This window comes from Pseudomonas sp. S2_B07 (assembly GCF_054668435.1).
In genome coordinates this window covers 2883475-2904206 of sequence record NZ_CP162769.1, presented here as the reverse complement: position 1 = coordinate 2904206, position 20732 = coordinate 2883475, and the positions used below count along the sequence as shown (strand labels likewise).

20 protein-coding genes are annotated in these 20732 nt (G+C 61.3%); 8 read left to right on the top strand and 12 right to left on the bottom strand.

Annotation, left to right across the window (positions count from 1 at the left end):
• Positions 1-3 precede the first annotated feature (3 nt).
• On the top strand, positions 4-570 hold the full coding sequence (locus AB4N43_RS13430; protein ID WP_027921882.1) for a DUF4136 domain-containing protein: 567 nt from the start codon (positions 4-6) through the stop codon (positions 568-570).
• Positions 571-778: 208 nt separating this feature from the next.
• Positions 779-2620 (top strand): pilus assembly protein TadG-related protein, encoded by a 1842-nt coding sequence (locus AB4N43_RS13425; protein ID WP_460154141.1) that lies wholly within the window; start codon positions 779-781, stop codon positions 2618-2620.
• Here AB4N43_RS13425 and AB4N43_RS13420 read toward each other — a convergent pair.
• Both AB4N43_RS13420 and AB4N43_RS13415 read right to left on the bottom strand, forming a co-directional pair.
• On the bottom strand, positions 2590-5358 hold the full coding sequence (locus tag AB4N43_RS13420) for a PAS domain-containing sensor histidine kinase (RefSeq protein ID WP_460154140.1): 2769 nt from the start codon (positions 5356-5358) through the stop codon (positions 2590-2592). The two genes, AB4N43_RS13425 and AB4N43_RS13420, sit on opposite strands and share 31 nt — an antisense overlap.
• Positions 5355-5795, bottom strand: coding sequence for a TadE/TadG family type IV pilus assembly protein (locus tag AB4N43_RS13415; protein WP_027921879.1), 441 nt, complete (start codon positions 5793-5795; stop codon positions 5355-5357). Before AB4N43_RS13415 ends, AB4N43_RS13420 begins: the two co-directional genes overlap by 4 nt.
• Positions 5796-5870: 75 nt before the next feature.
• Between AB4N43_RS13415 and AB4N43_RS13410 the strand changes: the two genes are divergently transcribed.
• Both AB4N43_RS13410 and AB4N43_RS13405 read left to right on the top strand, forming a co-directional pair.
• The gene (locus tag AB4N43_RS13410) at positions 5871-6341 is read left to right on the top strand and encodes a prepilin peptidase (RefSeq protein ID WP_027921878.1); all 471 of its coding nucleotides are present in this window, start codon (positions 5871-5873) and stop codon (positions 6339-6341) included.
• 114 nt (positions 6342-6455) lie between these two features.
• On the top strand, positions 6456-7235 hold the full coding sequence (locus AB4N43_RS13405) for a response regulator (protein ID WP_194940944.1): 780 nt from the start codon (positions 6456-6458) through the stop codon (positions 7233-7235).
• Positions 7236-7316: 81 nt separating this feature from the next.
• Here the strand turns inward: AB4N43_RS13405 and AB4N43_RS13400 are convergent, their stop codons facing one another.
• The 8 genes from AB4N43_RS13400 to cpaB are packed head-to-tail and all read right to left on the bottom strand — an operon-like array spanning position 7317 to position 14800.
• On the bottom strand, positions 7317-7589 hold the full coding sequence (locus AB4N43_RS13400; RefSeq protein ID WP_027921876.1) for a DUF3613 domain-containing protein: 273 nt from the start codon (positions 7587-7589) through the stop codon (positions 7317-7319).
• A gap of 13 nt (positions 7590-7602) precedes the next feature.
• Entirely contained in the window at positions 7603-8316 is a 714-nt protein-coding gene (locus AB4N43_RS13395) for a tetratricopeptide repeat protein (RefSeq protein WP_194940943.1), read from the bottom strand.
• A 10-nt stretch (positions 8317-8326) separates the two neighbouring features.
• A complete protein-coding gene (locus AB4N43_RS13390) occupies positions 8327-9217 on the bottom strand; it encodes a type II secretion system F family protein (protein WP_027921874.1) in 891 nt (296 codons plus the stop codon).
• On the bottom strand, positions 9214-10098 hold the full coding sequence (locus AB4N43_RS13385) for a type II secretion system F family protein (RefSeq protein WP_460154139.1): 885 nt from the start codon (positions 10096-10098) through the stop codon (positions 9214-9216). The genes AB4N43_RS13390 and AB4N43_RS13385 overlap by 4 nt, the downstream gene beginning before the upstream one ends.
• 9 nt (positions 10099-10107) lie before the next feature.
• Positions 10108-11388 carry a CpaF family protein gene (locus AB4N43_RS13380; RefSeq protein ID WP_460154138.1) on the bottom strand — a complete coding sequence of 427 codons (1281 nt, stop codon included), beginning with the start codon at positions 11386-11388 and terminating at the stop codon, positions 10108-10110.
• Complete coding sequence (locus AB4N43_RS13375) at positions 11385-12575, bottom strand: AAA family ATPase (RefSeq protein ID WP_027921871.1); 1191 nt, start codon at positions 12573-12575, stop codon at positions 11385-11387. Before AB4N43_RS13375 ends, AB4N43_RS13380 begins: the two co-directional genes overlap by 4 nt.
• Positions 12572-13834: a type II and III secretion system protein family protein gene (locus AB4N43_RS13370; RefSeq protein ID WP_027921870.1), complete on the bottom strand. Its 1263-nt coding sequence runs from the start codon at positions 13832-13834 to the stop codon at positions 12572-12574. The genes AB4N43_RS13375 and AB4N43_RS13370 overlap by 4 nt, the downstream gene beginning before the upstream one ends.
• A gap of 21 nt (positions 13835-13855) precedes the next feature.
• A complete protein-coding gene (gene cpaB / locus AB4N43_RS13365; protein ID WP_059181690.1) occupies positions 13856-14800 on the bottom strand; it encodes a Flp pilus assembly protein CpaB in 945 nt (314 codons plus the stop codon).
• A 326-nt stretch (positions 14801-15126) separates the two neighbouring features.
• On the opposite strand from cpaB, the gene AB4N43_RS13360 reads away from it, so the two are divergent.
• Positions 15127-15333 carry a Flp family type IVb pilin gene (locus AB4N43_RS13360; protein WP_059183035.1) on the top strand — a complete coding sequence of 69 codons (207 nt, stop codon included), beginning with the start codon at positions 15127-15129 and terminating at the stop codon, positions 15331-15333.
• Between the two features lie 68 nt (positions 15334-15401).
• Entirely contained in the window at positions 15402-15806 is a 405-nt protein-coding gene (locus AB4N43_RS13355; RefSeq protein ID WP_194940938.1) for a response regulator, read from the top strand.
• 127 nt (positions 15807-15933) lie between these two features.
• On the opposite strand, the gene AB4N43_RS13350 is transcribed toward AB4N43_RS13355, so the two are convergent.
• Complete coding sequence (locus AB4N43_RS13350) at positions 15934-16788, bottom strand: MaoC family dehydratase (protein ID WP_059181688.1); 855 nt, start codon at positions 16786-16788, stop codon at positions 15934-15936.
• Positions 16789-16791: 3 nt separating this feature from the next.
• Entirely contained in the window at positions 16792-18144 is a 1353-nt protein-coding gene (locus AB4N43_RS13345) for a 3-oxoacyl-ACP reductase (RefSeq protein ID WP_059181687.1), read from the bottom strand.
• Positions 18145-18417: 273 nt separating this feature from the next.
• On the opposite strand from AB4N43_RS13345, the gene AB4N43_RS13340 reads away from it, so the two are divergent.
• Together AB4N43_RS13340 and AB4N43_RS13335 are read left to right on the top strand one after the other, a co-directional pair.
• The gene (locus AB4N43_RS13340; RefSeq protein ID WP_027921864.1) at positions 18418-19695 is read left to right on the top strand and encodes an acetyl-CoA C-acetyltransferase; all 1278 of its coding nucleotides are present in this window, start codon (positions 18418-18420) and stop codon (positions 19693-19695) included.
• A 193-nt stretch (positions 19696-19888) separates the two neighbouring features.
• Entirely contained in the window at positions 19889-20680 is a 792-nt protein-coding gene (locus tag AB4N43_RS13335; protein WP_027921863.1) for an AraC family transcriptional regulator, read from the top strand.
• Positions 20681-20732: the final 52 nt, after the last annotated feature.

The window sequence follows — 20732 nt, the reverse complement described above, 5'->3', positions numbered from 1 at the left end:
ATCATGTTCCGACGTCTCGCTGTACTGGTTGTGGCCGCGCTGCTCAGTGCCTGCGCCGCCAACCAGGTCAATCATGACTTTGACGCCAGCCGCGATTTTGCCGCCTACCGCAGCTGGAGCTGGAAAGAACCGGCCCTGCAATACCGCCCGGATGATCCGCGGATCAAGAGTGACCTGACCGAACAACGCATCCGTGAATCGGTGACCGATCAGCTTGATCAGCGCGGCTTGCGCCCGGCCGCCACCGGCACCCGGGGCGATTTGAACGTACAAACCTATCTGATCGTCGAAGAGCGCCAGCAACAAGTCACCACCAGCTATGGCGGCGGTTATGGCAACCCCTGGAACGGTTACTGGGGTGCGCCGATGTACAACGAAACCCGCAACGTCAGCTACAAAGTGGCGACCATCCAGATCGACCTGCTCGACGGCAAGGACGGCAAACTGGTGTGGCGCGGCAGCGACGAGCAACTGCTCAGCGGCTCACCGAACCCGTCGGATCGCAGCACTGCGATCCACGAAACCGTGGCGCGCATCCTGGCCAACTATCCACCCAAATTAGCCCACTAATCCCCTTGTAGGAGTGAGCCTGCTCGCGATAGCGGTGTAACAGTCAAAATTGATGTCGACTGACACTCTGCTATCGCGAGCAGGCTCACTCCTACAGGGGTTTTTGTTGTCTGGGCTGGCGAGTTGCCAGCATTCTGGCCAACCCTTGTCTACACTGCTCTTCACGATCGCAGAAAGCCCCGGCAGTGCACCGGCAAAGGAGTGCGCGATGTCTCCCCGCTTGCAGTTTCGTGGACCGGCCCGGCAACGGGGGGCGATTGGCTTGATGGCGGCGCTGACCATGGCGGCGGCGCTATTGTGCCTGGTGGTTGTGGTCGACACCGGCCGGCTCTACCTGGAAAAACGCAACCTGCAACGGGTCGCCGACATGGCTGCGCTGGAAGCCGCCACACGGGGCGGTGACTGCCTGGTCGGCGCCTCCGCCGTCACCTACGCCACCGCCAGCGCCCAACGCAATGGTTTCGCCCTCCCCAGCGCTGGCCGCGCCTTGGCCGTTGCCTGCGGCGCGGTGACCGTGAACGCCGGCAACCTTCGGGTATTCGCGGCGGACCCGAGCAAAAGCGAAGCGATCCGGGTCATCGCCAGCCATGTGGTGCCGCAGAGTCTGGTCGGCGGTCTCGGAGCGATGTTCGGCGGCTCCCCTGCCAACTCGACCATTAACCTGAGCGCCACGGCCGTTGCGGGTGTCGCGGGGCCGCCGGTGGCCCAACTGAGTATTCAAAGCACGCTGGCAGACGTTAATTTGTTGAACGGTATGTTGTCTGGCTTGAGCGGTGCGCCGATCAACTTGACCGTCGCCAGCTGGAACGGTTTGGTGGCTGCCAATATCAACCTGCTCAAATACATGGATCAGCTTGCCGTTGACCTGCAGGTCACCGCCGGCGACTACACCCAATTGCTCGGCGCAGACGCCACGGTGGGCCAGCTGCTGCGAGCTGCCGCGACCGTGGCCCAGGCCAATGGCGCGACGGCGGACGTTCAGACCGGTTTGAATGCGCTGGCCAACACCGTCGTCAATCCGCTCAAAGTGCATTTGGGTGACATCTTGCAGTTGCAGACGGGCAGCACCGCGTCCGGCCTGAACGCTAACGTGAATGCCTTTCAACTGGTCCAGGCGTTTATCGAACTGGGCAACAGCAAGAGTGCGCTGACGGGCACGCTTCCGGTGAATCTGTTGGGGTTGGGCATCGGGGCCACGGCAAACATCAAGGTGATCGAGCCGCCACAGTTGTCGGTAGTGGGTAACCCGGCCTTGGCAAAACTGGCGCCGTTGGGCGCCAATCGAATCTATGTGCGCACCGCGCAGGTCCGGGTGTTGGTGAGCCTGGATTTGTCGCTGGTCACTAACCTGACCGGTTTGGTGACGAGCACTTTGTCTGTGGTCACCGGGTTACTGGGACTCGATTTGTATGTATTGCCCAATCCCAATCTGGACGTGAGTCTTGAGGCGGGCGGGGGCAGCAGTTACGTCACCGACTACACCTGCGCCAGCGAATCCAATAAAAGCCTGACCGCTTTCACCACCACCACCGTGGCTGAATTGCGGGTCGGGCGGGTCAACTCCAATTGGGCCTCCTCGATTGCGCCTCTGAGCGTCACGCCCTTCACCTTGCTCGATATCCGGCATGCCGGCGTGCCCTTTTCCGGTGGTGGCGCTGAACTCAGGATCGACAGCCCCGTCGTGCCGACCAGCGCATCAACCACGTTCATCAACCCGCCGAAAGTCGGGTTGGCCCCCTCCAGTCCGCCTTATACCTTGACCGCCACCAATGCGATCTCCGGCTTGTCGCAGGCGATCAATCCCTTGCCATTGATTGTTCACACCCCGTCATTCAGTCCCGGCTTCCTGCTGCAGGCGGTTTTCGATTTGCTGAACTCGCTGTTGACCAGCGTGCTGTCGCTGTTGACGACAACGCTGAACTCGATCCTCAGCCCGCTGCTCGACAACCTGCTCAACACCGTCCTGAAAACCCTTGGCATCGAAGTCGGGAAAATTCAGGTCGGCGCCAACCTCAGCTGTCACTCCGGTCGAGCATCACTGCTGCTCTGATCATCCAACGCAACCGGCAGCTCGATGCAAAACCGTGCGCCCTCCACTGAGTTGCGAACGCTCAGGCGTCCGCCCATGTTCTCGACGATGCCGTAGCTCACCGACAACCCCAACCCCGTGCCGATGCCGACCGGTTTGGTGGTGAAAAACGGTTCGAAAATCTTCTCCATCAACCGCGGGTCAATGCCGCCGCCATTGTCCTCGACCCACAGCCGCACCGACTGCTTGTCCCGTTCGGCGTACACCGAAATCCACGGCTTGAACTCGCGGTCGGCCTCGCGTTTGCTCAGCAGCGCGTCCCGGGCGTTGACCATCAGGTTGATCAACACCTGCTCCAGCTGATCGACGTAGCCGCGCACTTGCACGTCAAAACCGGTCTCGCTGACCCGTAGTTCAACGCCTTTGCCACGCATGCCTTCGGCCAACAGCGCCAGCGTGCCCTCGATAGCCTGCGCCGGGTTGAACGGATGCTGTTCGATCTCCGAACGACGGCCAAACACGCGCATGTGATCCACCACTCGCGCGGCGCGCTGGACCTGGGAATCGATACGGTTGAGCTTGTCGGTGAGGTAGTCGATCTGCACCTCGCCCGTGCTCAGGCGCTTGAGCACATTGACGATGGCCATGCGCATCACGTTCAGCGGCTGATTGATTTCGTGGGCCAGGCCGGTGGCCATTTCGCCGAGGGTGGCCATTTTTGCGCTCTGCGTGAGTTGCTGCTGCGAGCGCCGGACTTCGGTGTTATCGCGCCCGACGGCCTGAATCTCCAGCAGGAGCCCTTGCTCATCGAACACCCCGCGATCAGACCAGACCCACCACGCGTGCTCCCGGCCGGGCAGTTGCAGGTTGATTTCCGCGGTGCTCACCGGGAACTCAGGGCTCAGTTGACTGAGCCGCTGCACGAACGCTTCACGTTGTTCGTCCGACATCCATTGGCCTAGATTCACCCCGGGCAATTGTTCGGGCTGGCATTCCAGATAGGTCGCCAACGGCCGATTGCCGAAGGTCAGCGTCAGGTCCGGGCGATACCGGCAAATCATCGCGGGCGAGTCCTCCACCAGAATCCGGTAGCGCTCTTCACTCTGTTTCACCTGTTCGGCGGCCAGGGTCGCTTCGGTGACGTCCAGCCACAAGCCGACGGCTTCCACCGGCAGGCCGAGGTCATCGCGCAGCAGCTTGGCCTCATCGAGCAGCCAGTGGTAATCGCCGCGATGGTCGCGCAGTCGGTAACGGGCACGCACCGAGCCTTCGCGCAGCAACTGCCGGGTACGCTCGAAATACTGATCGCGGTCCTGCGGGTGAATGCGTTCGATCAAGGCCCCGGCGCTGCAATCGGCGAGGGTCAGCCCTAGTAGCGGCAGCAGGCTGTCGCTGAAAAACGTCGGTTGCAATGCGCCTTCGACGTAGCGCTGCACGTAAATCACCGCGGGTGAGCTGGCGATCAGGTTGTCCAGTCGCGCATGGGCGGTGGCGGCGTTCTGTTGCTGATTTTTGATATCGCTGATGTCGAGCATGAAGCCAACCAAACGGCGCTGTTTACCGGCGCCCAGGGCCTGGCCTTGCAGGCGATACCAGATCGGCGTTTGTGTGGCTTCGGGGCGGTGCAGACGCACACACAGCAACAACGGCGTGCCGGCGTCCTGCAAGTCCAGCAGGCGACTGCGCAGTTCTTCGCGGTCAGCGGGGTGAATGTGGTCGAGCCATTCGTTCAACGGTAATTGCGTGCTCGTCAGGCTCAGCACGTTGGCGAGCGACGGCGCCAACTGCACCTGGGCGCTGTCGCTGAACATTTCCCACCAACCGGTGCCGAGCAATCCTTGCAGTGATTCCAGCCGTTCCAGTTGCAGTTGATGACGATGCTCGCGCAGGCGTTCCAGCAGCGGGCTGGCCAGTGCAGCGCAGAGCTGCAACCAGTCACTGTCGTTGAGATCCGGAGCACGTTGCTGCGCCGTATACACACCGCAGAGTAACCACGCGACCACACCGTGAGCGTCGTAATAGGGCACCGCCAAGCCGTCGGCATGCCCGAAGATGTCTTGCAGGCGCGGGTGCGCGGCGGGCGTCAGGTGTTGGGCGACCGAGCCGTTCAAACTGTCGAGCCCGGTGCCCAGGCGCTGAGCGTTTTGCCACAGCTTCGGCGCATCGAGGGCGGCGTATTGCTGATGAATTTGCCAGCCCTGAGCCTGCTCATCGAGCAACGCCACCGCAACGCAGGGAATGTGAAAACGTTGCGCCAGCACCTGAAGCTGATCGAGCAAAACATCGGGCAGACGCACCAGGCTGCACAGGCGCAGCTGTTCGCTGATCTTCGCCGTGAGTAACTGGTTCTGTTCGCGGCTGCGCGATTGCCGGCGCTCGAGCAAGACGTCGCCGATGTCGAGTAACTGCAACAACCAGTTTTTGTCCGCGGGCTGGACCCAGCCGCGCAGGTGCAGGGGCTGTCCGCTGACGGTGTAGAAGTCCAGGTCCAGGGTCTGTCCCTGCCAGTCGGCGGGCACACCTTCGACCGCGAGGCTGCTGTGGGGCATGAGGTAATCCACCAGCAGCGGGGACTGCGCGGCTGGAATCTGCTGGGCCAGCATATGCCGCAGCGGTCCCGTCTGATGAATCACCCGGCCTTCGGCATCCAGGTACAGTTGCAAGCCCACACTCTGCACGCACAGGGTGTCGGGCATGGTCACAGGCTGTGGCGGATGGCGGTTCAGCAGACGGCCGAACAGTTTGTCGCCGGAACTCAAAATTGCAGACTCGAACTGGCGCTGAGTGTCGCCGGCAAATTGGGCACCGAACCGATCCCCGGCAGCACCAGAAACGGCACCACACGGTTGAGCTTGCTGGTGGGGTAATCGACTTTGACCTTAAGCACTCCGGCGACAAAGGTGATGGTGGAATCGGTGGCGGCATTGAAGTTCAGTGCGGCAGGAATCCAGGCCAACTGCCGGTTCAATTCTGCTGCTGCGGTGGCTTGCACGGTGGCCGCGTAACCGGGCGCGCTCGGGTCCACCGCCACGCTGCGGCGAACCGCTTCAGCGGTCGACTGGTTGAACGATTGCATCAGCAACAGCGGCAAGCTGTAACTGACAATTGCATAGAACACGGCGAAAAAAAGCACGAACACCAAGGCGAACTCAATCGCAACGGCGCCTTTTTGTTTGCGGGGGAGGCTTGATTTCATGAGTGCGTCTACCCTGACTGTCACAGCGTGATATCAGCATAGAATCATTCAGCCATAACGGATGTTTTTTACCGAATGCAAAGCTTTGTATTATTGATCTGGCTGACGCTCTGCGCGGCACAGGATGCCCGGGAAAAGCACATCGCCAATGGCCTGACCCTCGGTGCAGGCGCGTTGGCGCTGACCTGGTTGTTGTGGACCGACACCACCTGGCTGGGCGCTGAGGCCGCGCAGGGCGGTTGGGCGTTGTTGCTGGCGCTGGCCTTCACCTTGCCCGGTTATGCGCTGCGCCGCATGGGCGCGGGCGATGTGAAACTGATGGGCGCCCTGGGTCTCGCGACGGACGGTATACACCTGCTGGGCAGCTTTATCGGTGCCGCACTGGCCAGTGTTTTATGGCTGCTGGTGGCGCCAAGAGTCTGGCTTCATTTGGGTCAAGGGCTTAGGGCTCGTCTTCGCTACCTGGAGCCGGGAGTGTCAAGGAAGCAGCCATTTGCGCCCTTTGTGTTGGTGGGGTTGTTGTTCACGTTCGCCTGGATTCACTAGTCGCCCGTTCTATGTACAGAGTCAGAAAGTGCGTCTACTTTCAAATCACTGGTTGTGCAGCCTGGGGCTGTCAGTACAGGAGCGGTCAGCGTTGGCCTGAGCATGGAGTGGCGCGTGAATAAGTTTACGTCTGCGGTAAAAATCCTGGTGGTCGATGATCAGCCTTTGATCGTGGAGGAGCTGTGCGAATTCCTCGAGAGCAAGGGCTATGGCTGTATTCCGTGTGAGTCTGGCCAGCAGGCGATCGAGCGCTTTGAGGAGGATCTGGATGTCGGCCTGGTGCTGTGCGACTTGCAGATGCCTGGGCTGAACGGGATTGAGTTGGTTCAGGTGTTGCAGCGGTTGTCTGGCAAGCACCGGGCGTTTGAAGCCATCATGCTGACAGGACGTGCGGACAAGCAGGATGTGATCAAGGCGCTGCGGGCCGGGTTTGCTGATTACTATCAGAAGCCGGTTGATCTGGGTGAGTTGCTGGAAGGGGTTCAGCGTCAGGAAGTGGCGTTGCAGGAGCGGCAGAAAAATCTGCAGCTGGGGCATTTGAATCAGAAGCTGCAGTATCTGTCCGAGTCGATCGATGATTTGTATCAGGATCTGGATAAGGTTCGACGTGGGCCTCAGGCGGATGTCGGCGACGCTGAGGTCAGTGATGTGGATCGGGTGGAGATGCCGGCGATTTTCAATCAGTTGTCGCCACGACAGCTGGATGTGGCGCGGTTGGTGGGCAAGGGGCAGACCAATTATCAGATTGCCTGTGAGCTTGGGATTACCGAGAACACGGTGAAACTGTATGTGTCGCAGGTGTTGCGTTTGACGCATATGCATAACCGCACCCAGTTGGCGTTGGCGTTGTCGCCCAGCAGTTCCGGGATGCGCCAGCGGGTTACGGCTCACTGATTTTCCTCCGCTGCACACTGTTTGACCTGTGGGAGCGAGCCTGCTCGCGAAGGCGGCAAACCACACACAAAAAACCAAAACCTACCCCCCCGACCCACTGCTCACCGTCCCCCCCTGATCCTGATCAAAAAACTGCGGGATCTCATGCTCATAACTCTTCAACCAGCGCTGCATGCTCAGCTCGCGTTCAGTCGCTGTCGAGGTCTGTGGTTTCTGCGAAGCAGCCTTGTTGCTGCTTTGCAGTTGCAGCCAGCCTTCGGTTTCCGCTTGTTGTGGCGAGGATGGGCCGTCGAGCGCAAGGGCGGCGAGGGGCAGGGCCAGCAGGCCGAGGCAGCTGAGGACGATTGGTTTCATCGCAAAGGACTCCCTATTGGAGGCTCGGCGTCGTGACGACGGCGACCTGGTTAACAGGAATCGGGCCTGTCTTGCCCGGGGTCTTGAGTTTTTGTGCGCGTTCCTGGGCTTCGGTGACTTGGGCGGGGCTGAGGCCGAGGCGGCTGACGAGTTCGGCGGCGCGGCTCCAGTCGTCCTGGTAGATCAGTAGCGTCACCATGTTCAATGCGGCCAGTTGATCGCCTTGCTTGAGTTCCATGGCGGTGAGGAATTCAAAGCGTGCATCGTCGACGCGCAGTTGATTGAGGTACACCACGCCGAGGTCGTTGCGGATTTTGTCGTCGGTGGGCGCCAGCCGCGCGGCGCGCAGCAAGTGAGCCTGGGCCAGGCCGTTGTCGCCCTTGGCTGCAGCGAGTTGGCCCAGGCCGTGTTCGGCTTCGGCGGCCATGCAGGTGCCGAGCAGGCTGCGGTATAACGGCTCGGCTTCGCTGCGCCCCAGCAGGCGGTAGACCTTGGCCCGGCGCAGGCGTACGTCGGCCACGTTGTCCGGCAGGCTTTGCAGGTTGGCCAGGCTGGCGTGCAGTTTGCCGTCGTTGGCCATGTCGTCGGCCAGGTTTAATTTCAGTTGTTCATCGGCACTCAATTTGCTGCAACTGGCGCTGCTGGTCAGGGCGCTCCATGGTGTCTGGCCGTCGGTGGCGCAACCGCCCAATAACAGCAAACTCAAACCGGCAATCATCGCTTTCATCAGGACCCCTCTATGAACCAATGGCCCGGGCCAGGGCGGTGAAGCCCGGGCCGGCCAGCACGATCAATAACGCCGGGAAGAGAAACAGCATCATCACGACGGACATTTTGGCGGACATCTTGGAGATGTATTCCTGCAGGCGCGTCAGGCGCCGGTCATCGAATAATTGCTTGAGCGTCAGCAGGGATTTCATCGCACCGCCGCCCTGGTGGATCAACTGTTCAAGGATCACGCAGGTGTCGGTGAATTCATCGACCGCCAGCAAACGGCTGACCTTGTGCAGTTCTTCACCCAGTTCCAGGCCGGAATCGACACGGGCCAGCACCAGACGCAGTTCATGGGTCAGCGCGGGCATGAGTTGTTTGCCTTCGGTGCTCAGGACGCGCAACGACTGCTCCACCGCCATGCCCGATTCGAACAGGATGCGCAGCAGCGGGATGAAGGTGGAAATCTCGGACGCCAGTTGTTTTTGTCGACGCAACGAGGCAGCGGCGAGTAAGCGCTTAGGCAGCAAATAGCCGATGGCCGTGGCGAACAGCGGGGCGATCCAGTGGTTCTGCGCATCGGGATAGAACACCCCCTGAATCAGCAAACTCATGGCCAGTGCCAGCACCGGCACGCCGACCTGGCACGCGGCGAACAGTGAGCGACGACGGGTGCTGCGCCAGCCGAGGCGGTTGAGCAGTGCCTGGGTTTCGTTGTCCAGATTGACCGAGCGCTGACCGATCCGACTATTACCCAACGCCTGCAACCAGAGACCCAACTGGCTGTGACCGAGCGGCTTGCCGTCCAGCCGCTGGGCCACCTGACGCGCCCGTCGACGCTGGTCCAGCAGGCTGCTGAGCAGCAACAGCGTGGCCCCGAAAAACAGCAGTGCACTGATCAGTAGAGGCATTTTCATACGCTGCGCAACATGCGCCAGAGCGCGAGGCTGCCCACCGCCTGCAAACCAAACGCCGTCGCGAGCATGATTTGCCCCGAGTGGTCATTCCACATGGCGAGTAAATAGGCCGGGTTAGCGATCAGAAAATAACCGGCCAGGCCCAGCGGTAAACACCCCAGCACCCACGCGGTTACCCGGGTTTCACCGGTCATGGCGCTGAGCTGGCGGGCGGCCTGCTCGCGCTCACGGATCATTTTGATCAGGTTCTCCAGCAGTTCACTGGCATTGCCGCCGTAGCGATGATTGACCTTCAAACCCAGGGCCAGCAGGCGCAGTTCATCTCTCTCATACAACTCGGCGAAGTCCGACGCGGCGTCGGGCAGGCTGACGCCCAACTGCACGTTGCGCTGGACCCGGCCCATGGCATTTTTCAATGGGTCATCGGCGGCTTCGATAGCGCCGAGCAGGGCATCGGCCAGGGTTCGACCGGATTTCAGGCTGCGCACGGTGTGATCAAGCAACGGCGGAAGTTGTTCGATCATGCGCTTGAGCCGGCGCTGATAACGCCAGCCGACATACAGCCGCAGGAGCAACGGCGGCACCAGTACAAACAGCAGCGCACCGATCCAGCCACCGACGACAACGCCCAGCAAAATACCGAGGGCCCACAGCAGCACCCAGCGTCCCAACCGTTCAGTCGGACGCCCGAGACCGGCGCGCAAGAACGCCCGTTCCGGCCCGGCCCAGGAGGTTTTTTCAACGACGATTTGCGGCTGCCCTTGGCTCAGGCGACCCAACACGCGTTCGGTCCCGGTCTGGCGCAGCCCGCGGAGCAACAAGCGGATCGATAGCCCGAACAGGATCAGGCAAACGAGAATCAGCAGCGCCGGTTTGAGCATGCCGTGGCCTCAGTGCGGTGAGGAAACAAGTGCCGTTTCGCGGCGCAGTTTGTCGCCGGCGGGGTTGACCGCCTCGCGCATAAAACCGAAACCGGTGCGACGGTCGAGCCGGAACAAGGTGTTGGTGACGTACACGTCTTCGCGCACGCCGACCACTTCCACCACCTCGCTGACGCAGCGGCGACCGTCGGGCATGCGGGTGAGCTGGATCACCACGTCCAGCGCGGCGCAAATCATCTGGCGCAAGGTTTTTTCGGCGATGGTGCGGCCGGTCAGGCCGACCAATGTCTCCAGGCGCAGCAGCGCGTCCTGGGCATTGTTGGCGTGCACGGTGCTCATCGAACCGTCGTGACCGGTGTTCATGGCCGTGAGGACGTCGAGCACTTCGACGCCGCGAATTTCGCCGAGGATGATCCGGTCCGGACGCATCCGCAGGGCGTTGCGGATCAGGTCGCTGGACTTCACTTCGCCGTGACCTTCGGCATTCGGCGGCCGGGTTTCGAGGCGCACGACGTGCGGGTGGCCCAGTTGCAGTTCGGCGACGTCTTCGATGGTGACGAGGCGTTCGTGCGGATTGATCAACTGGCTGAGGATGTTCAGCAACGTGGTTTTGCCGGTGCCGGTGCCGCCGCTGATCAGGATGTTGCAGCGCTTGCCCACGGCTTCCTGAATGAAGTCGTAGATCGCCTGATCGATGGTTTGCATTGCCATCAGGTCGCTGCTTTTGAGCATGTCCTTGCGAAATTTGCGAATCGACAGACACGGCCCGTCGAGGGCAATCGGCGGAATGATCGCGTTGACCCGGCTGCCATCGGGCAGGCGTGCATCGACCATTGGCGAGGACTCATCGAGCCGTCGGCCCAAGGGCGCGAGAATACGTTGCATGACGCGTTCGACGTGGTGCGAGTCAATGAAACGCAAGTCACTTTGATGCAGCACGCCGTCGCGTTCGATGAACACCCGGTGCGGACCGTTGACCAGAATCTCGGTCACGGACGGGTCGCGCAGCAGCACTTCCAGCGGGCCGAAACCGGTGAGTTCGTCGACCAGTTCTTCGGCCAAGCGCTCCATCTCATAACGGGAAATCGCCAGGTGCAGCCGGGCAATGTATTCGGCCACTTTGTCGATGACGAATTGCGACAGCGCCGGCCGCGACCCTTCCAGCAAGTTTTTTCCGGACTCTTCGATGGCATCGATGATGTAGCGGTGCAACACCAGTTTCAGGCCTTCGTTGTCGGTGTTGCCGGACGGCGTGCGCGCCGGGGCGCCGAAGAGTTTTTCCGTACTCATTGCGCACCCCTCAGCCGGTTGAACCAGCCGATCCTGGGTTTGGCCAGGCCTTCGGAGCGTTTGGCCAGGCCTTCGCCGAGGGTGCGCAGGCTTTGGGTCAGGCCTTCACGCGGGGCCAGTTCGAACAGGCTCACACCCTGGTTTTTGGCGTTCAGGCGCACTTCCGGGCTGAAGGCCAGAATCGCGAAGACTTCCATGCCGAAGCTTTTGCCCAGGGTGTCGGCGTCGGGTGCGACATTGCGCAGGTAGCGGTCAATCAGTAACCGGGCGTGATCGAGCTTCATGCCTTTTTCGCGCCACAGGTTGAGCACCGCGAGGTTGCGCCGGCAGTCGAGCACGTTCTGATCGGTGTACCACAGCAGCTTGTCGCAATGACTGACAAAGGTGCGCAGCGCTTCGCTGTCCGGCTGGCCGGTGAGGTTCACCACGATGTGCTGGAAGTGTTGGCGCAGGGCGCTGAGCAGCATGTACAACTCGGCGGCGCTGGTGCGCTCCAGTGGTTCATCGTGGCTGGCGTAGGCGAGGATTCGCAGTCCCGCCTCATTGCTGGTAAACGCACTGTCGATCAGCGTGGCGTCGAGGCGCCGCAAGTGCCGCACGGCGTCACCGAAATGAAACGAGCTCTCCAACCCGAGCAACGCCAGGCTGTCGCCGCGCGGCAAACCCAGGTCCAGCAACAAGGTTTGCTGGCCGCTTTTCTGCACCACTTGCGCCATGTGGTTGGCGATCAGCGCTCCGTCGGCGTTGGTTTGCGCACCGTAGAGCACGGTCAGGCCACCGAGCTGGGTGCTCGGCGCCACCGTTGGCAGGCGTTTGCCGAGCCGGCGCACCAGCCCCGAGACTTCACTGGAGCGCGAGCCATAGGCGACAAAATCCCGCGCACCGGCACGCATCGCATTCAGCACAAGCTGATTGTCCATGCCATCGCCCAGCGCCACGATCGCCAGCATCGGCTTGGCTTCCAATGCGCCTTCGATCAGCGCGCTTTGCGCCACCACGTGTTCGCGGTCCAGCCCGACGAACACCAGGCTGGCGAAGGTGACGTCGACCAGCGCCAACAGTTCGTCGAGGCTGCCGCCGCCGGCGCTGACCACCTGGCCCAACGGGGCGAGGGCGCCTTGCAGCCACTCAAGGTCAGTGTCGTTGCGCGTGATCGCGAGGAAGGTCTGGCTCAGGTTCTGGCTCATTGCGATAACCCGCTGCGTTTATCGAAGTTGCCGTCTTCGAGGAAGAACATGCGATAGAAACCGGGGTCGTAGTTGCGCAGTTGTTCACCGGGCAGCGACGGCAGTGGTGCATTGACGGCCAGCGGTTGAACCAGGTGCGGCGTGACGATCATCAGCAGTTCACGCTCTTCGCGCCTGATCGATGAACTACGGAAAAAGGCGCCGAGGACCGGGATATCCCCCAGTCCCGGAAACTTGTCGACCTGTGACGTGTTTTGCGTGCTGATCAAACCGCTGATGACAAAACTCTCGCCATCGGCCAAGGAGATGCTGGTGTCGGTGCGGCGAATGGTGAACGCCGGAACCGTGGTGCCCCCGATGGTGACAGCGTTGGCGAAATCAAGCTCGCTGACCTCCGGCGCGACTTTCAGGGCGATGCGATCGGTGCTGACCACGGTCGGCGTGAGCGTCAGGCGGACTCCGAATTCCTTGTACTCGATGGAGTAGCTGTTGCTGTTGGCACTCGGCACCGGGATCGGGATCTCGCCGCCCGCGAGAAAACTCGCGCTCTGCCCGCTGATCGCCACCAGGCTCGGCCGCGCCAGGGTGTAAGCGAAGCCGCTGCCTTCCAGGGCGTTGATGATCGCCAGGAAGTTGCCGCCGCCGGCGACGATGTTGAACATGTCATTGGCCAGCGGAATGCTCGGCACGGCGATGCGTGGATCAAGGTTGCGCAATGGCAGCACTCGCGGGGTCACGGCGGTGTTCGGCACGGTGCCGGGGGAGCCAAAGAGGAAGTTCGAGTTTTTACCGTAGATCGAGGTGCTGGCCTCTTTGAGTTTGGTCCGGCTGACCTCGACGAAGCGAATGTCGGTCTGCACTTGCGACGGTAGCAACGGGTCCTGAGAGGCCAGGGTTGACTTGCCGGTCATGGCCGCCGTGGCGCGACCCTGCACAAACACCATGCTTTGACGCGGGGCGCTGGCGCACGCCGTCCAGACCATCAGGCTGGTAGCGCCGGGCGCCATGCCGGTGAGCAAAAAGGCCTGGTTACCGTTGACCCGCACGTCGGCGATTTTCGGATCTCCCACGGCCAGCCGCGTAATCGCCACCGGGGATTGCACTTCCTGCTGCAAGCCTTCGCCGACTTGCAGTGTCGCCGGCAATTGGCCGAGTGCGGCACAGTTACCGCTAGCCGCAAAGGTTGCCGTGAGTGGCACGCTGCTCAGCAGCGTGCCCCAGAGCAGGCCTTGAAACATGAACATGGTACTTCTGCGCATGTAGATGCGTCCTTGCTCAATTCAGGGAGTTTGTTGAGTGAGTTGATTGCCGCGAATGACTTCCACGCCTTTTTTCTGCGGTGCCGAACTGGCACCGACGGTGAGGGGTTTGGGGGTGCCGACGAGGGCCAGTTGACTGAATTGCACGAGGTCGCGATTGGCGCTGGCGAGATTGGCCGGCGAAGCGCTTTCGCCGGCCCAGTAATGCGCCAGGCGTTTTTCTTCGGCGCTGCGCACGGCCAGGCGCAACGTGCCGGCCTGGGCCGCGAGCGTCAGGCGACTCAGCAAGGGTTCGGGGACGGCGAGCAACACCGAGCGTGCGTTGGCCCGCAGTTGGTCCTGCTTGAGTTGTTCTTCACTGCTGCGCGCCGGGTTGGCGGGACGCCCGTCGTTAGTCAGCCCCAATTGTTCGCCGACCCCGAGTACGCGCAACGCCGGGACTACCACCTGGGCTGATTGCTGAGTGTTGTTGGCGTCGGCGCGCAGAAACAGCATCACGTCGACATAATCTCCAGGGCTCAGTTGTCCGCCGGCATTGGTCACTTCGTCCACTGCGACCGCGAGTGCTCGTTCATTGGGGCGGATCATCCGTGCCAGCGAGCTGCCGGCCTCGAAGCTTTGATCGTTGAGCCAGGTGCCGGCGGTGAGGGCGTGCCAAGGCGTACGGCCAATCGCTTGCTCAAGCGTGGTCAAACTGCCGGCCGGGGCGGTACGCAGTTTTTCGAGGGTGACGTCGGCTGCGGTGATTTGAACGAAGGGGGCTACGTCGTGCAGCAGGACCACCACCGGTTGGCGCGTGGGATCGTCCATTGGCACAGGGGCTGGAGCGGTTGGCGCTGTGTTAGCGACAGGTTGCGCGGCAGGCTCGGGAGCGGGTTGACGGCTCAGCGCAAGTCCCCAGTAACCGGCAATGATGGCACCCACCAGAAACAATCCGGCCAATCCCAGGGTGACGCGGCTGTTCATGAGGGCTCTCCCTTTCCAGCTGCCGATGATCCGTACCGTCTCGAACGAGATAGATTCGCAAAAAAGCATTTAAATACATGGAACTATTTCGCTATTTGAAGGTAGCGCAGCTAGAGCAAAACGCCATTACTGGGTGGCAAAAAAACGAGGAAATGGGGGTGTTTGAAATGCCAGGCCCCGTTTTTTGCCGAAAACGGGTGGGGTACTACTTAAGTATTAATACGTTCTTACAGTTGTTGGGTTGGGGAATGCCGACAATGCTGATGCTGGCAAAGGGGAATCATGTTGCGACCGTGCAACACCCGCAGTCCTTAGGAGAAGTCGTCATGTCCTTTAAAAGCGCTTTTCAGCACATCAAGAGCGAGATCGTTTTCTACTACAACCTGGCCAAAGACACCGAAGGCGCTTCGGGCATCGAGTACGCCATCATCGCGGGGATGGCGGCGGTTGCACTGGCCGCGTTCATGGACCCGATTTCGAAAGCCATCACTAAAGTCTTTACCTCTATCACCGCGTTGTTTCCCGCTAGTTGACCATTACCGTTTGCTAACCTGTCATGGCACAACTAACTTCAGCACTAAGTCCATTGCAGGAATCCCCCATGACCGCTCCCTCGCCGCAACGCCAACAGCTGCTCCTGGTCGATGACGAGGAGGACGCGTTGATGGAACTGGCGGAGTTGCTGGAAGGGGAGGGTTTTTGCTGTTTTACCGCAACCTCGGTCAAGCTCGCCTTGCAGCACTTGACCCGCCATCCGGACATTGCGCTGGTGATCACGGATCTGCGTATGCCAGAGGAAAGCGGCATGTCACTGATCAAGCGCTTGCGCGAGCACACGTCGCGTCAGCATTTGCCGGTAATCGTCACGTCCGGGCACGCGGACATGGAGGATGTCAGCGACATGTTGCGCTTGCAGGTGCTCGAACTGTTTCGCAAGCCGATTTTTCACGTGCGGTTGCTGGAGACGCTGGGTAATTTGTTTCCGCAGCCTGTGGCTCCGTCTTAGTCTGGACGACCGCTATCGCGAGCAGGCTCTCTCCCACAGGGATTTGTGTTGTTGCGCAAATCCAGTGTGGGAGCGAGCCTGCTCGCGAAAGCCATTTCAAACTCGCAAGATATTTTGTTGCCTGGCATCAAGCCACCGGCCGCCAATGCCCGACCATGTGCTCAAGATTTCCAACACCTACCAACCGAAAATCCCCACTGGATCCCGCCGCGCTCGCCAGTAATGTCACTTCACTGGGCAACCGCACCGGTTTGCGAAATTGCACGGCAATCTCGATGTTCGCCGTCGGCAAGTGATCGGCCAGAGCCGCCAATGTGCGTGCCTTGTTCCATAACCCGTGGGCAATGGCGGTCGGGAAACCAAACAGTTTCGCGCTGACGGCACTCAAGTGAATCGGGTTGTAGTCGCCGGACACCTTGGCGTATTGCCGACCAATGTCGGCCGGCGCTTTCCAGCGGGTCACTTCGATCATCTCCAGCGTCGGGGCCAACACGTCCTCGAGCGGTTCGCCGTCCAGTTTGACGCCCCGGCACAGCATCTGGCTTTGCGCCTCCCAGAGCGTTCCCAATTGATCGTCCAACGTGGTCACCAGATCGAACGTCGCACCCTTGGCATGGGGTTGCAGATTCTGCACCTGCACGCTCACGCGCACCCGATTCACGCCGCCCATGGGGCGCAACACGCGAATGCGGTTGCTCAGGTGAATCAGCCCCAACAGGGGAAACGGAAACTCCTTGGCCGTGAGCAATTGCATCTGCAAGGCAAACGCGAGGATGTGCGGATAGGTCGGCGGCAGCAAGCCGTTGTCGGCAAATCCGCAGACGTTGCGATACGCCGCCAGGCGTTTGGGATCGACATTGACCCAGCAGTGCAACCCGGTGTCGGGCAGGGTGGTGCCGGTGATTTTGCGTCGCGTCGCCGCTCGCATGTACAACGCCGGCAAGCTCGGTTCGCGGTTGAGTGTGTGCCAGTCGGTGATCATCACTTAGGCCCCCAGAACGCTTTGTCCACAGACCCGCAACGCCTGGCCGGTAAACGCGCCGGTGCCCGGTTGCGCCAGCCACGCCACGGCCTCTGCGACGTCCTGCGGCAAGCCGCCCTGGCCGAGCGAGCTCATGCGCCGGCCCGCTTCACGCAAGCCGAACGGAATGTGCGCGGTCATCTGCGTTTCAATAAACCCAGGCGCCACTGCATTGATGCTGATACCGCGTTGATCCAGCAACGGCGCCCAGGCTTGCGCGAGGCCAATCAGCCCGGCCTTGCTCGCCGCATAATTGGTTTGCCCGCGATTGCCGGCGATACCGCTGATGGAGGCCAGCAAAATCACCCGGCCGTTGTCGCGCAGGGTGCCGCTATCGAGCAAGGCCTTGGTCAGCACGTGTGGCGCGTTGAGGTTGACCGCGAGTACCGCATCCCAAAATTCCGGGGTCATGTTGGCCAGGGTTTTATCGCGAGTGATCCCCGCGTTGTGCACCACGATGTCGACGCCGTCGGGCAGGTGTTCGATCAACTGTGCAGCGGCGTCTTCGGCGCAAATGTCGAGGGTGATGCTGCGTCCGCCAAGGCGTGCGGCGAGAGCGTCGAGATCGGCTTTGGCCGGTGGCACATCGAGCAGAATCACCTCGGCGCCGTCACGGGCCAGCGTCTCGGCGATTGAAGCGCCGATGCCACGCGCTGCACCGGTTACCAACGCCTTGCGTCCGGCCAGCGGTCGAGTCCAGTCCTCAACGGGCGTAGCGCACGCCTTCAAACGAATCACTTGTCCGGACACAAACGCACTTTTCGGCGAGAGGAAAAACCTCAGCGGTCCTTCCAGCTGATCGTCCGCACCGTCGCCGACATAGATCAACTGCAAGGTGCCACCGCTGCGCAGTTCCTTGGCCAGCGAACGGCTGAAGCCTTCCAGCGCGCGCTGGGCACTGGCGGCGAACGGGTCGCTCAAGGTCTCCGGTGCACGACCGAGAATTACCAGGTGTGCGCTGTGATCGAGGTTTTTCATCAGCGGCTGGAAGAATTCGCGCAGCTGTTTGAGCTGATCGGTCTGCAGCAAATGACTGGCGTCGAACACCACGGCTTTGAGTTTCGGACCGTGGCCGGGAATCCACGCGGTGGCCAGGGACGGCTCGGTGCCGTAGCTGTAAATCGCGTCGGTCAGGCGATTGGCTAAAGCGCTGACCTTGTCCGCCAGCGGGCCTCCACCGATCAACAGCGCCCCTTCGACAGGCCGCAGCCGGCCTGCCTGCCAGCGCTCCAGGCGAACCGGCGACGGCAAACCCAGGGCCCCGACCAGGCGATGGCCGATGGACGAATTGGCGAAGTCGATATAACGGTCTGACATGGAACGTGCTCCGGCGGCTGAGGTTCAAAGTGTGGACCACGAATGGCAATCAGTCGTTCGATCCACGAGATAAGGCCTACGCTTGAACATTGCAGAGTAGTTGGAGCTTGGGTTTAGCAGAACTTGCGGGGTCATGCAGAACCTGTGAGAGCGGGCCCGCCCGCGAAGGGGCCAGCCAATCCGACATTGTTGTTGGCTGATCCACCGCTATCGCGGACAAGCCCGCTCCCACAGGGATGTGCATTCACATTTCATTTTTTTAAGGAGCTTTTCATGACTCAGCTGCGCCGCGTCGCGATTATCGGCGGTAACCGTATTCCTTTCGCCCGCTCCAACGGGGCGTATGCCACCGCCAGTAACCAGGCGATGCTCACCGCAGCGCTCGAAGGCTTGATCGAACGCTACAACCTGCACGGCCTGCGCCTGGGGGAAGTGGTCGCGGGGGCGGTGCTCAAGCTGTCGCGGGACATGAACCTGACCCGCGAATGCGTGCTCGGGTCGCGGCTGTCGCCGGAAACGCCGGCCTATGACATCCAGCAAGCGTGCGGCACCGGGCTGGAAGCGGCGTTGCTGGTGGCGAACAAGATTGCCCTGGGGCAGATCGATTGCGGCATTGCCGGTGGCGTCGATACCACCTCGGATGCGCCGATCAGCGTCAGTGAAGGCCTGCGCAGGATTTTGCTGCAAGCCAACCGCGCCAAGACCACCGGCGACAAGCTGAAAACATTCCTGCAATTGCGCCCCGGGCATCTGATTCCGGAATTTCCGCGCAACGGCGAGCCGCGCACCGGGTTGTCCATGGGCGAACATTGCGAGCTGATGGCGCAGACCTGGAACATCCCCCGCGAAGAACAGGATCAACTGGCGCTGGAAAGCCATCAGCATCTGGCCGCGTCCTACGCCGAAGGCTGGCACAACGACTTGATGACACCGTTCCTCGGCCTGACCCGCGACAACAACCTGCGCCCGGACCTGACCCTGGAACAACTGGCCAAGCTGAAACCAGCCTTCGAGAAAAGCGCCAAGGGCACGATGACGGCGGGCAACTCGACGCCACTCACCGACGGTGCGTCGCTGGTGCTGCTGGGCAGTGAAGAATGGGCGAAGGAACGGGGGCTGCCGATCCTCGCGTACCTGCGCGATGGCGAAGCGGCGGCGGTGGATTTCGTCAACGGTGCCGAAGGCCTGTTGATGGCGCCGGTCTACGCGGTGCCGCGCTTGCTGGCCCGCAATGGCCTGACCTTGCAGGACTTCGATTACTACGAAATCCACGAAGCCTTCGCCGCGCAAGTGCTCTGCACGTTGAAGGCCTGGGAAGATCCTGACTATTGCAGAACCCGGCTCGGCCTTGATGCGCCGCTGGGCTCCATTGACCGCAGCCGCCTCAACGTCAAAGGCAGTTCGCTGGCGGCCGGGCATCCGTTTGCGGCGACCGGCGGGCGCATTGTCGCCAACCTGGCGAAGTTGCTGGACGCGGCGGGCAAGGGGCGGGGATTGATTTCGATCTGCGCGGCGGGTGGCCAAGGCGTCACCGCCATCATCGAACGCTGAAGAAACACCGTAACCTGTAGGCGTGAGCCTGTTCGCGATAGCGGTGTGTCAGACACATGAATGTTGGCTGACACACCGCTATCGCGAACAGGTTCACGCCTACAAGGATTCTCGGCATCAAATAGATTTGTATGAATCTGCTACTTGGCCTAACGTCGGCCCCATCAGCCCTCGTGCGATATAAGGCTCGTTGATGCCGACTAACGGACAGATCTCCCTCGAACGAACAATCCCAACCCTGTCGTTACTGCCCCGACCGTTATTCGCCCGGGTAGAAAGTCTCAACGCCGGGTCCTGGACACCCCCGCATCGCCACGACTGGGTGCAGTTTTCCTACGCCATCAGTGGTGTTCTCGGCGTGCACACCGCCGAAGGCAGTTTCTATGCGCCGCCGCAGTGGGGTATCTGGATTCCGGCGGACCTTGAACATCAAGTCGTGACCTCGATGCGCGCCGAAATGCGCAGCCTGTACGTGCGTCGCGAAGATTGTGAGTGGGCGGACGGGCGCTGCCGGGTGCTGGAGGTCACGCCGTTGGCGCGGGAGCTGATCAAGAGTTTTTGCATGTTGCCCGTGGAATATCCACAAGGCGACAGCCAGGAAGCGCGGTTGGTGGGTGTGTTGCTGGATCAGTTGGCGAACTTGCCGGAGGTGGGGTTTTCCCTGCCGCTGCCACGGCATGAGCGGCTGCTGGGGTTGTGCAACGAGTTGATTGAAAGCCCTGAGCAGAACGTGACATTGCAGGCGTGGGCGGAGCGCTTGGGCACGTCGGAAAAGACCCTGATGCGCCTGTTTCAGCGCGAGACGGGTTTGAGCTTTCGCGGCTGGCGACAACGGATGCGGCTGTTGTCTTCGTTGAGTTTGCTGGAGGAGGGCGACAGCGTGACCAATGCAGCGCTGGCGTGTGGGTATGACTCGACGTCGGCGTTTATTGCGGCGTTCAAAGGGCTGTTCGGGTTTACCCCTGGCGAGCTCTTCAAGCAATAACACCACCTGATCCTTGTAGGAGTGAGCCTGCTCGCGATAGCTGACTGACCTT